Raw genomic sequence first — 11,876 nt, 5'->3', positions numbered from 1 at the left:
AATCCACTGCCCTCGGGCCTGGCAGATGCCCGTATTTTCGCGCGTATTATAGGCCCTTTGTTTTGAAAAAATATAACTCGCCCGAAAATTCCCGCAAAGCCGACGTCCTCACCTTGAAGGAGGGAATTACGGCTTTGCTGAAGGCTTACCGCCTGCAGGGCAAGCTCAATGAAACGATGGTGGTTTCGAGTTGGGAACGAATCATGGGCAAGGCCGTGGCACTGAAAACCCAGGAGGTATATATTAGCCAGGGTAAGCTGTTTGTGCGGCTTAGTTCGGCCCCGCTCAAGCACGAGCTGGTAATGGCTAAGACTAAGGTTCTGGACCTGATCAACGCGGAGGTAGGTGAGCAGGTGATTAAAGAGGTTGTGTTCCTGTAGCGGCCAGCGCTAAATCCAAAGATTGTTGCAGAGCTGAATAACAGTGCGCCGCATTTCCGTGGCCAGCACACAAGCACCGGTTTACTTTCTCAGCTTATTTTGTTGTTGCCTCCAAGACCAAATCCGCCTCTTACCAAATGAGGCTATCAACTCTATTAACAATATTCAGCAAGTGAGCTTGCTACTTGTTGCTAGAGGCTGACCAGATTCTAGCTGCAGCATAAGTTGAAGCGTCAACGCACTTTATAAGCGTGAGGTCTTGACCGGCTTACAGCTGCTAGGCTGCCCTGCCTACTTTCTGATATTTGTGTTAGTGCTGGCTTGGCTGTATTCACCGAGCCGGCAACAGATGGCGTAGCTACTAAGGCAGTAGTTTCACGCTGCTGATTCATATCCCCTTTCATCTCTTATTCCTCCAGACTCTACCTATGAGTTTTCCCAAACCAGACTTTCGCCCGGTGTCATATTCCCGGGTCACGCTCACTGAGCTGATGATTCCGGCCTACGCCAATTTCGGCGGCAAGATTCACGGCGGCATTCTTCTCTCGCTCATGGACAAGGTAGCCTACGCTGCGGCCTCTAAGCACGCCGGCACCTACTGCGTGACGGTGAGTGTAGACGGGGTCAACTTTCTGCAGCCGGTAGAAGTGGGCGAGCTGGTATCGTTGCTGGCCTCGGTAAACTATGTGGGTAAGACTTCCCTACTGGTCGGCATCAAGGTAATTGCCGAGGATGTTAGGAGCGGTACTGTGAAGCATACCAACACCTCCTACTTTACGATGGTAGCCAAGGACGACCTGGGCCAACCCACTCTGGTGCCGGGCCTCACCCTAGAGACTCACGAAGACACCCGGCGCTTTCTGGAATCGATTAAGCGACGCGAATTCCGGGAGCGTAGCCGGGCTGAATTCGACAATGCTTTGTCTGGTTTAGCAGTGCAACAGGAGTTGCATCTGTTACATCAAGAGCGTTGCCAGATTGCCTACTAACCTAGGCTGAACACCAATTACGACGCTATTTTTCAACGGCCCTAAATGACAAAAATGTTTCACGTGGAACATTTTTGTCATTTAGGGCCGTACACCTTCATAAGGAGCTCATTGTAGGCCTCCAAGAGGGCTATGTACTTCGTTTGTAACACCATAAGCTGTTTCGCAGCATCAACATCAGGTGAATGCAACACATTTGAACGCAGTGTTACAGGTGTATTATTCGTTACAGTTACAGGTTGCGATACAAAAGGCAATACACCCTGTTGTAACGAAGTAAATTCGCCTGAAAAGTCATGTCCGATAATGCCACCGATTCGCTTTACAAATGCGTAATCAAGCGTTTCGTCTTTAAACTTACGATAGATAGTTGGACGGGTAATACCAAGCTCCTCCACGATACGTGTAATGGAAATACCGCTGCTTTTAATAGCTTCCTGAAGGATTTCGCCTTGGTGTGGCATAGACTGCGCCTTGTAATATGAGTGGGGTGTAAAGATGTTAAAAGTGTTCCATTGAAACAAAAAACACTATACAAATAACATGATACGTAACATGTTTCGGAATGATACAAAACAACAGGTGTAACACTAAATACATTACAAGTTACAGTGCATCGTTACAAGGCAATTTCGTTACATATTCTCATTTAATGTAATTGCAACTCTGTAACAGATACAATACTGTTTAATTATATCCTACTGTATTCTGTACATCGGGGCTATTGCCAGGGCCTACGTGATTTATACACGCAACAATGTTCCACACCATTAAACCCGATGCGGACAGCACGTGAAGAAGGGAGGCTCACTACCAGGACGCCAGCAACTGCAACAGCCGGTCCGGGTAATCGGTAGTGATACCCGTTACGCTAGCTTCGATTAGTCGCCGCATCGTTATAATGTCGTTCACCGTCCAGGGCACGAGGCGCATATCGAGGTTTTTGACAGTAGCCAGCAGCTCGGGTGTCAGCAACCAATGCGCGGGGCCAAGCACCTGCGGAACGAAGCCAAGCGCCCGTAAGTGTTCGGCCAGCGGCACTTGGTCTTCTATCAAAAGGCACAGTGGAATGTGGGGCGCGGCGGCTTGGGCCTGCTGCAAAATCCGGTGGTCAAAAGACAGAATCGTGGTGCGCGGCTCAGTTAGCTCCTCCCCTATTACAGCCAGTACTAACGCCACAAATTCGTCGGGATGCGGATGAAAAACAGCATCACCTGCAGGCTCCGTTTTCAGTTCAATACTATAGCGAACCGGAGCTCGGTCCAGTTGCGCTACCTGCATTTCCACGCTACGGATTACTTCGCGCAGCAAGGGCTTATAGGCAGGCAGCAGTTGCTGTTCAGGGAAATTTGGGTGACGAGTAAGGCCGCAGTCGTATTGCTTGATATGAGCATACGGCATCTGATATAGGTTGTGCTGCCGCTCCTGAGTGGGGTCAATTGGCTGGCCGTTCGGCAGGCGGCAGATGGCGGCGGAAAACCAAGGCTCGTGCGATACGACAACCTGCCCGTCACTCGAAATGACCACATCCAGCTCCAGTACATCGACGCCCAAGGCCACAGCGTGCCGGAAAGCCGGTAGGGTATTTTCCGGCCACAGACCACGGCAACCTCGGTGACCATGCACTTCGGGCCGCATGAAGCCGGTATTGGTGGTAGCAGAAGCATTCATAGCGCTACATACGCACGAGGGTAGCAAAGCGCCAAGTAGCACCCGTCTGAATGGATGTTCAGGCTAAACCAAGATTATAGGCTCTGTATTGTCTGCTGGGGAGAGCGGCAAGGCTAACAAACGACAAAAACTAAGAGCAACGACGCGCAAGCAGGCAGTGGAATAGGCACTAAAACCGATATTTTTACGGCCCAACTTCTTCCTATCTGTTCTCCATGAAAAAGATTCTTCTGCTGGTAGTTCTCGCCGTATTGGGCGTGGGCGGCTATCTGTACTACCGTAGCTTGACTACCGGACCGGAATACTCACTGATGCAGGCCGCCAAGGCTACTCAGGACCACGACATGGCTGCTTTTGAGCGCTACGTGGATGTAGACCAAGTCACCGGCAGCTTGGTAGACCAAGTAACGCAGCAAAGCTCGGTGCTGGGCCTGCTCAACCCCGGCTCATTTGCCTTTAAAGGTGCACTACGACTCCTGAAGCCCCAGCTGGCCAAGGCCGCGCACAAAGAGGTGAGAAACTACGTAGAAACCGGCTCGCTGGAAGCCGCTGTGGCCGCACAGCCCGAGCGTACGGTGAAAGTGTCGCTGGCGGGGTTGGCGAGCAAAGTGGTGGATGCCGAAAGCAAGTTCAAAGACATCAAGTACGTAAACGAGCAGGGCGGCCAGGCGCTGGTCGGCATCGAGATTACCCAGCCCAAGTACGACACCACGATGGTGATTGAGGTGAAGATGCAGGACAAAGGCGACTATTGGCAGGTAAAGGAAATCACGAATACCGGCGAGCTGCTGAAGCACGTGGCGCGCCTGGAAAAAGACCGGCTGCTGAAGCGTGACTAACGCAACAGACTGTACCCGCCCGAAAGCAAAAAGGAAGCCCCGCCACAGATTTGTGGCGGGGCTTCCTTTTTAAATAAGGATCGAATGAGGACCGTTACTTGCGACCTGAAAACAGGAAGTAAATGATGGAGCCGCCGAAGGGGAACACCCAGATGATAAGCCCCCAGATCAGCTTCTTGCCCAACGACCAGTCCTGCTTAAGCAAGCTGATAACTGCCAGCACGGCGATGATCAGGTAAGCAATACCGAAGATGGTAAGCGAACCGTCGCTGCGGCGCCCGGAGCAGCTCGATACAAGTGAGGTGAGCGTGAGCAGCAGAGCAGCAACAGGAATCCGGTTGGCGAAGGTGGCGAGCTTATTCATGAGAAGTCAGGTGTTGGAAGTGTGGAAGGAGAATATGCGGCTCTTTACGCACGACTTTCGGAATGGATATAAGCGCAGCTATATTGCGTTTACAACCTTCTGACTATCAGTTTATTAAAATATAAACCGTTGGATTTCGCTCCAAAAATGCGGCGCTGCTTCCGGTAAATAAATGAGTGTCAGGATGATACCGTAGAGTGCGCCGTAAAAGTGAGCATCGTGGTTGATATTGTCGCCGCGCCGGCGGCCCATATAGTAGGAATAGCCCAGATAGAGAAACCCGAAAATGAAGGGCTTGATGGGAAACGGAATCGGGAAGATGATAATACCCTGACCTTCGCCGCCTACGGGATTGAACAGGATACTGGCAAACAGCACGGCTGCTACCCCACCCGAGGCCCCCAGGCTGCGGTAGTCGGGGTCAGAGCGGTGGCGAAAGTAGGTTGGCAGATCAGAAACGATGATGCCGCCCAGGTACAAGCCCAGAAACTGAAGCAGGCCAATGGTAGTGCCGCTGATGGCCACCAGCGTATCCTGCACCACCTGCCCAAAAGAGTAAAAGGCAATCATGTTGAAGATAAGGTGCATCCAGTCGGCATGCAGGAAGCCGGAGGTAAGCAGGCGGTACCACTCGCCGTGCTGGCGCACGCGCACCGGGTTGAGAATCCAGCTTTCCATCAGCTTCTCATTCGACCAAGCATAAATGGATATTCCGGCTGTGAGCAGGAGCAGAATCAGGGGAGGACTAAGCGTAAGCATGCAGGAGGATTTCGAAAAGTGAAGACAAGAGAAGAATTTAGCGGCCCTGGCAGCTTTGCAGACCGTAGAACGAACAAAGACCTAGCCTAAGCGGCTAAGTCTTCGCAGCGGGCAAAAAAACGCGGTATCTGGCTGGCTTAGCTTTCGCGTTCCATCAGCTGCAGGGCCAGCTGCCGGAGCGGCTCTTTTCGCCCAGCTGCCACCGGCACCCGCTCCAGGTGCTGCAGCGCGTCCTGGAAATACTGGTTGATGAGGCTTTCGGTTTGCGGGCGAATGTTCAGCTCATCATAGATGGCGCGCACGGCCTGCACCTTAGCATCGGCATCGGCGAGGGGCTGGCCGATGTGGCGGGCCAGGGTAGCACGTTGCGCAGCATCAGCCTGGGCCTGGGCCGTGAGCAGCAGGAAGGTTTTCTTATCCGAGACGATGTCGCCGCCGACGCGCTTACCGAACGTGGCCGCGTCGCCGTACACGTCGAGCAGGTCGTCGCGGAGCTGGAAAGCCAGGCCGATATCGGTGCCGAACTGGCGCAGGTGGTCGGCGGCCTCGGGGGAAGCACCGCCGAGCAGCGCGCCCAGCTCCAGGCAGAAGCCCAGCAGCACTGCCGTTTTCAGCCGAATCATATCCAGATATTGCGGGATGCTGACCTGCTCGTTGGTTTCAAAGTTCATGTCCCACTGCTGGCCTTCGCAGACCTCGGCGGCCGTCTGGCTGAACTTGCGCAGCACCGTAGCCAACAGCTCGGGTTGCACGTCCAGAAACAGCTCATAGGCCCGCACCAGCATTACGTCGCCGCTGAGGATGGCCACGTTGGCATTCCACTTCTCGTGCACCGTGGGCTGTCCGCGTCGCAGCGGGGCTTGGTCCATGATGTCGTCGTGGAGCAAGGTGAAGTTGTGAAACACCTCAGTGCCCAGGGCCGGCTTGATAATCGGGTCAAGGTCGTCGGTGAAGAGGTGGGCGCCCAGCAGCGTGAGCAGCGGCCGGATGCGCTTCCCGCCCAGGGCCATGATGTAGCGGATGGGTTCGTAGAGGGCCTCGGGGGCCTCGCCGTAGCGCTGCTGCGCCAGAGCGGCGGTGATTTTATCGGAGAAGAAAGACAGATTCACAGAGCATCAAAAAGGTGCGGTGGAAAGGTACGCACGGTGGCGGTGATTTAGTGAAATGGTGAGTTGGTGAGTTTTGTTCTGGCGTACTGCCTGTCATTGCGAGGCGCACCCGAAGCCATCCGTCCTCTGCGCGGTAGGACCTGACCTTCTTCCAGAAAGCCGGGCAAAAGGGTAACTTCCTACGCTATTCTACCCGACAGCGCTATGTTCCTACAACTACGCTTCCAGCTACTCGGCGCGGCTCTGCTGCTCCTACCCGTTTTTGCCAAGGCCCAGACTTCCTACAACCGCTGGGAAGCCCAGCCGCCGGCACCGGTAGCCAAACCAACACGGCCCGCTACCAACACGCCGCCGGCTCGTCGGGCCGAGGGCACGGTAGAGGTAGTTATCGATTCGGCCGCTAAAGCCTCCGGCAAATTGACCAGAGTGGAAATAGTGCCGGAATTTCCGGGTGGCAGCTATAATTATCACAACTATGTCCGGAAGTTCCTGAAACGCCCCAAAGGTCCCCGGGAATCCGGGATAGTACAGGTCACGTTTACGGTGCTGAAATCGGGGGCCGTAACCGATGCTCACGTAAAACCCGGCAATGGAATCAATGCTGCTTACGATGCGGCAGCAGTGGAACTGATGAGCAAAGCGCCCCGGTTTACGCCCGGCCGACGGGAAGGTGGAATTGCTGATATGGAATTAACGTACCCGGTCGAGTTTCGCTGATCAGTTTTTCCAGGTGTCATTGCGAGGACGCAGGACGAAGCAATCCGTCCTCTGCTCGTGACAAACATCCTTTTACCAGAAAGCCCTTTCCTGCTCACGCGGGAAAGGGCTTTTCAGTTTAGAAAGCTCGGCACATTTCAGAGGACGGATTGCTTCGTTCCTCGCAATGACACGCCCCTACCGACGGCGCTTGTCGCCACCACCGCTGCGGCCTCCGCCACCCTTGCCGCCGGGGCCACGGCCACCGCCGGGCTTTTCGCCACGCGGGCCACGGGAGCGGTCCGAACGGTCGCCGCCGCGGCTGTTGCGGCGCTCGTCCTTCTCGCGGGCTTTCACCGAGTCGGGCCGGTCGTCTACTACCTCGAAGTCGATGGTACGGTCAAGCAGGTTGGCGGCTTTTACGATAACCTGGATTTCATCGCCGAACTGGATGATCTTCTTGTTGCGCTGCCCGATGAGGCGGTAGTTGTCCTTGTCGAGCTCGTAGAAGTCGCCGGGTAGGTCGCTCAGGCGAATCATGCCTTCACACTTATTCTCCTCGATTTCCACGTACAGGCCCCACTCGGTCAGGCCCGACACGACGCCCTTGAACTGCTCGCCGATGACGTTGGTCATGAACTCGACCTGCTTGTATTTGATGCTGGCGCGCTCGGCATTGGCGGCCAGCTTCTCGCGCTCGGAGGAGTGTTTGCACTCTTCCTCCACGGGCTCGGTCTTCACATTTTTGCCGCCCTGCAGGTAGTGCTCCAGCAGGCGGTGGGCCATCATATCGGGGTAGCGGCGGATGGGCGAGGTGAAGTGCGAGTAGTGCTCGAAGGCCAGGCCGAAGTGGCCCAGCGGCTCGGTGCTGTACTTGGCCTTCGACATGGTGCGCACGGCCAGCGTCTGGATGACGTTCTGCTCGGGGCGGCCCACCACTTCCATCGACAAATCGTTGAGCTCGGTGCTCAGCTTTTTGGGGTTGCTAAGGTCCAGGGTGTGGCCAAACTTCTGGGCGAAGAGGGCGAAGTTCTGGAGCCGGTCGGCGTCCGGCGCATCGTGGGTCCGGTACACCATCGTGAAGCGCGGCTTGGTCTTTTTGAGGCCGTACACGAACTCGGCCACCTTGCGGTTAGCCATCAGCATAAACTCCTCAATCATCTTGTGGGCGTCCTTGCGCTCCTTCACGTACACACCCAGCGGCTTGCCATTCTCATCGAGGCGGAACTTCACTTCCTGGGTTTCGAAGCTGATGGCGCCCTTGCGGAACCGCTCGGCGCAGATCTTCTTGGCCATGTCATTCATCAGCACGATTTCGGCGGCGTACTCACCTTCGCCGCTTTCGATGCGCTCCTGGGCCTCCTCGTAGGAGAAGCGGCGGTCGGAGTGAATGATGGTTTTGCCGAACCACGAATCGTAGAGCTTGCCTTTCTCGTCGAGCTCAAACACGGCCGAAAACGTGAGCTTATCCTCGTGGGGCCGCAGCGAGCAGACGCCGTTGGAGAGCCGCTCGGGCAGCATCGGAATCACCCGGTCGACGAGGTAGACGGAGGTGGCGCGGTGCTTGGCTTCCTTCTCCAGCATGGTGCCGGGCGTCACGTAGTGCGTCACGTCGGCAATATGCACGCCGATTTCCCAGTGCCCGTTTTCCAGCTTCTGAATGCTGAGCGCATCGTCGAAGTCCTTGGCGTCGGCGGGGTCGATGGTGAAGGTGGTGATGGGACGGAAGTCGCGGCGCTTGGCAATTTCCTCCTCGGGAATCACGTCGGGAATGGCTTCCGATTCTTCCTCCACATCGGCGGGGAATTCGAAAGGCAAACCGAATTCGGCCATGATGGCGTTAATCTCGGCTTCGTTCTGGCCGGCGGGGCCAAAGCTGCGCACGATTTCGCCCACGGGTTGGCGGCTGCTGTCCTCGGGCCACTCGGTGATGCGCACCAGCACCTTCTCGCCGTCGTTGGCACCATTCAGTGCCTCGAAGGGCACGAACACGTCGAAGTACAGCTTGCGGTGGTCGGGCGACACGAAACCGAAGCCGCCCTGCAGCTTGAGCTGCCCCACGATTTCGGTTTTCACCCGGTGCACTACTTCTACCACGTCGCCTACGGGGCGGCCGTCGCGCTGGCCGCGCAGCCGGATACGGACGGTGTCGCCCTGCATGGCAAACTTGAGGCGGTCGGTGAAAACGCGCACGTCGGTTTCACTCTCTTCCGAGATGATAAAAGCGTACTGGCTCGTGGCCAAGGCTACGGTGCCGGTGATGGTATCGGAGCCGGGCTGGCCCCGCTCCCGGTAGGGCGTGTGGCCGGGCGCGGGTTGGCCGTCGCCGGGCTCGTCGAAGCCCTGGGTGCGGCGGCGGCGCACGATGGGGTCGTTGCCGAACTCAGCTTCCACGGGCCGGCCGCCTTTCACGAAGTTTTTGCCGTGGTCTTTCCGCTCTGAGGCCAGGGGCTGCACCTTCAGGGCTTCGGCGTCGGTGAGGCGGTAGTCGTCGTTTTGGAGCAGGGTAAGCTGACCGGCGTTCTTAAGCTCTTTGAGGTGGGCAAACACATCTTCGCGCTGCTCCTTGGTGGTCACGCCCAAGCGGCGCGAGAGTTGGCGGTAGGAAAATACTTTGCCGGGGTTGTCGGCAAAAATGCGGTACACCAGGTTTTTGGTCACTGGGGCTGGCTCACTTTTCGGAGCGCGGGAGACTTTCGCGGTTGCGCGGGGAGTCTCGGAATCGTCTTTTTTCTTCATTAGAAAATAAGGGTGCCGCCAGTGGTTTTCGGTTTCGCAGGCGGCGCAGGTACATGGAAATTACGCCGGACGCTTTTGGTCAGGCGCGGGGTTTGTTTTGAATTGAACGCGGCCCACGCGGCCGGGTTTTAGTCGCGGCGCTAAATGATTGGCCGCGGGAGTTAAGGATAATACGGAATAAATTCGATAAGAACTATATGCGGAAAGTTATGGAATAGTGATGCGGTTGATTTGGGAATGTTAGTGAGTAATGATAAGTAGAGGTAGTCTGTCATGGATGACAGTTTAAAACAACGTCGACAGGCGAGATTCCTCGCAGGGCTGGGAAGGACGTTCTGATGGTTTCACTTCGGCTTTCTCCTACACCTCCACGGCGCGACGGGATACGGCGGCGCGAATGTCGCTGGGCTCGTCTTTGGGAATAGCGGCCAACAGCTGCTTGGTGTAGTCGTGCTGCGGGTTGGCGTAGACGGCAGCAGCGGGGCCACTTTCCACAATACGGCCCTGGCTCATTACCAGCAGCCGATCCGACATGAAGCGGGCCACGGACAAGTCGTGGGTGATGAAGAGGTAGGTGATACCGAAGTCGCGCTTGAGCTGGTTGAGCAGATTCAGCACCTGGGCCTGCACCGACACGTCGAGGGCCGAAACCGACTCGTCGCAGACGATGCACTTGGGCTGCAAGGCCAGGGCCCGGGCAATGCAGATACGCTGGCGTTGCCCACCCGAAAACTCGTGCGGATAGCGCAGGTAATGCTCTTCCTTCAAACCTACGGTACGCAACAGCTCCAGCACCCGGGCCTTCTGCTCCTGCTTCGTGCCGCCCACGTTGTGCACGCGCATCGGCTCCAGAATGGCCTCCCCCACGGTCATCATCGGGTTCAGGGCTGCGTAGGGGTCCTGAAACACCATCTGGAATTCCTTGCGCCGTCTGCGCAGTTCGCCGGCGGGCAATGCCGCCAGATCTGTGTCTTCGAACAGGATGCGGCCCGCCGTTGGTTCCACTAGGCGCAAAAGAGCCCGGCCCAGCGTGGTTTTGCCGCAGCCCGACTCGCCTACCAAGCCCACCGTTTCACCCCGGAAGATGTCGAAGCTGACCCCATCCACGGCCCGCACGAATTCGGGCTTGCGGTTGAAGAAGCCCTTGCGAATGGGGAAGTGCACATTCAGGTTTTCAACCCGTAAGAGCGTGTCGGCGGCAGGGGCAGAAGCTGCGGCAGCCAGCTCCGGGTTCAGCACCTCCCCATTCGTGTCACCGGCCAAAACAGCCTCGTTTTGTTCCACGGGGAACGTTTTGGTGGTTTCAAGAGAAATGTTATCGGCGTTGGCAGTTACGGCCAAAACCGAGCTTTCGGGCGTGGAACGCGTGAGTTTCTCCACAAGGTTGCCGGCGGCGTCTTCGGTCATGAAATCGGCCACGACGGGCAGCCACTGCCGACCGACGGAGAGCTTGGGCCGGCAGGCCAGCAGGCCTTTCGTGTAGGGGTGCTGGGGATTAGTAAAAATATCGAGCACCGAGCCCTGCTCCACCACCCGGCCGCGGTACATGACCAGAATTCGGTCGGCAATTTCGGCCACTACGCCTAGGTCATGAGTGATGAAGAGCACGGCGGTGTTGTGCTGGCGGCGCAGCTCGTCGATGAGCTGGAGCATGCGGGCCTGCACCGTTACGTCGAGGGCAGTGGTGGGCTCGTCGGCAATGAGAATGGCCGGGTTGCAGGCCATAGCCATAGCAATCATGACGCGCTGCTTCTGCCCGCCGCTGATTTCGTGGGGGTAGGCGTTCAGGATTTTCTCGGGGCGAGGTAGCTGGGCCATGCGAAACAGCTCCACGGTGCGAGCCTCAGCTTCTTTCCGGCTGAGCGTGGTGTGCAGGCGCAGGGCTTCCACCACCTGGCTGCCGCAGGTATACACCGGGTTCAGGGACGTCATTGGCTCCTGAAAAATCATGCTGATATCGTTGCCGCGCACTTTCTGCAGCTGTTCGTCGCGCAGTTGCAGCAAATCGACTTCGCCCAGCGCCTCGGAGTGGAACTGCGCCGTGCCGCTGGTAACGCGGCCGGGCGGCATCGGAATCAACCCCATCAGGGCCAACGAGGTAACGGACTTACCCGAGCCGGATTCGCCCACGATAGCTACGGTTTCGCCCCGGTGCAGGTCGAACGATACGTCCTGCACGGCCCGCACGTCGCCGCGGTGGGAACGGAAGTCGATGGTCAGGTTGCGGACGGAAAGAATGGGCTGGGGCACGGGCAAAGGGAAATTCGGGACGACAATCGGTAAAGATAGGCAGGCGGGCCGTAGCTTACCGGCCGGGGCTTACGTAAGGC

General features: G+C 56.8%; 11 protein-coding genes. 4 read left to right on the top strand and 7 right to left on the bottom strand.

Going from position 1 to position 11,876, the window contains the following annotated elements:
* Window positions 1-62: 62 nt before the first annotated feature.
* Both LGH74_RS20545 and LGH74_RS20540 read left to right on the top strand, forming a co-directional pair.
* The gene (locus LGH74_RS20545; RefSeq protein WP_226179187.1) at window positions 63-380 is read left to right on the top strand and encodes a DciA family protein; all 318 of its coding nucleotides are present in this window, start codon (window positions 63-65) and stop codon (window positions 378-380) included.
* Window positions 381-808: 428 nt separating this feature from the next.
* A complete protein-coding gene (locus LGH74_RS20540) occupies window positions 809-1,369 on the top strand; it encodes an acyl-CoA thioesterase (protein ID WP_431357456.1) in 561 nt (186 codons plus the stop codon).
* Window positions 1,370-1,446: 77 nt separating this feature from the next.
* Here the strand turns inward: LGH74_RS20540 and LGH74_RS20535 are convergent, their stop codons facing one another.
* Entirely contained in the window at window positions 1,447-1,833 is a 387-nt protein-coding gene (locus tag LGH74_RS20535) for a helix-turn-helix domain-containing protein (protein ID WP_226179184.1), read from the bottom strand.
* Between the two features lie 346 nt (window positions 1,834-2,179).
* Window positions 2,180-3,040 carry a glycerophosphodiester phosphodiesterase family protein gene (locus LGH74_RS20530; RefSeq protein ID WP_226179181.1) on the bottom strand — a complete coding sequence of 287 codons (861 nt, stop codon included), beginning with the start codon at window positions 3,038-3,040 and terminating at the stop codon, window positions 2,180-2,182.
* 215 nt (window positions 3,041-3,255) lie between these two features.
* Between LGH74_RS20530 and LGH74_RS20525 the strand changes: the two genes are divergently transcribed.
* Complete coding sequence (locus LGH74_RS20525; RefSeq protein ID WP_226179179.1) at window positions 3,256-3,879, top strand: DUF2939 domain-containing protein; 624 nt, start codon at window positions 3,256-3,258, stop codon at window positions 3,877-3,879.
* Between the two features lie 94 nt (window positions 3,880-3,973).
* Here the strand turns inward: LGH74_RS20525 and LGH74_RS20520 are convergent, their stop codons facing one another.
* The 3 genes from LGH74_RS20520 to LGH74_RS20510 form a co-directional block, all read right to left on the bottom strand.
* On the bottom strand, window positions 3,974-4,243 hold the full coding sequence (locus tag LGH74_RS20520) for a PLD nuclease N-terminal domain-containing protein (protein WP_226179176.1): 270 nt from the start codon (window positions 4,241-4,243) through the stop codon (window positions 3,974-3,976).
* 114 nt (window positions 4,244-4,357) lie between these two features.
* Window positions 4,358-5,002 (bottom strand): rhomboid family intramembrane serine protease, encoded by a 645-nt coding sequence (locus tag LGH74_RS20515; protein ID WP_226179173.1) that lies wholly within the window; start codon window positions 5,000-5,002, stop codon window positions 4,358-4,360.
* Between the two features lie 137 nt (window positions 5,003-5,139).
* Window positions 5,140-6,111 carry a polyprenyl synthetase family protein gene (locus tag LGH74_RS20510; protein ID WP_226179169.1) on the bottom strand — a complete coding sequence of 324 codons (972 nt, stop codon included), beginning with the start codon at window positions 6,109-6,111 and terminating at the stop codon, window positions 5,140-5,142.
* Between the two features lie 204 nt (window positions 6,112-6,315).
* Between LGH74_RS20510 and LGH74_RS20505 the strand changes: the two genes are divergently transcribed.
* Window positions 6,316-6,828, top strand: a complete 513-nt coding sequence (locus LGH74_RS20505) for an energy transducer TonB family protein (protein WP_226179166.1) — start codon at window positions 6,316-6,318, stop codon at window positions 6,826-6,828.
* A 177-nt stretch (window positions 6,829-7,005) separates the two neighbouring features.
* Here LGH74_RS20505 and rnr read toward each other — a convergent pair whose 3' ends face one another.
* Entirely contained in the window at window positions 7,006-9,468 is a 2,463-nt protein-coding gene (gene rnr, locus LGH74_RS20500; RefSeq protein ID WP_226179163.1) for a ribonuclease R, read from the bottom strand.
* Between the two features lie 438 nt (window positions 9,469-9,906).
* A complete protein-coding gene (locus LGH74_RS20495; protein ID WP_226179160.1) occupies window positions 9,907-11,796 on the bottom strand; it encodes an ABC transporter ATP-binding protein in 1,890 nt (629 codons plus the stop codon).
* Between the last annotated feature and the right edge of the window lie 80 nt (window positions 11,797-11,876).

It is taken from the genome of Hymenobacter lucidus, from assembly GCF_020447265.1.
GTDB lineage: Bacteria > Bacteroidota > Bacteroidia > Cytophagales > Hymenobacteraceae > Hymenobacter > Hymenobacter lucidus.
The sequence above is the reverse complement of the archived record's forward strand: the minus strand, read 5'-3'. Positions and strand labels throughout refer to the sequence as shown.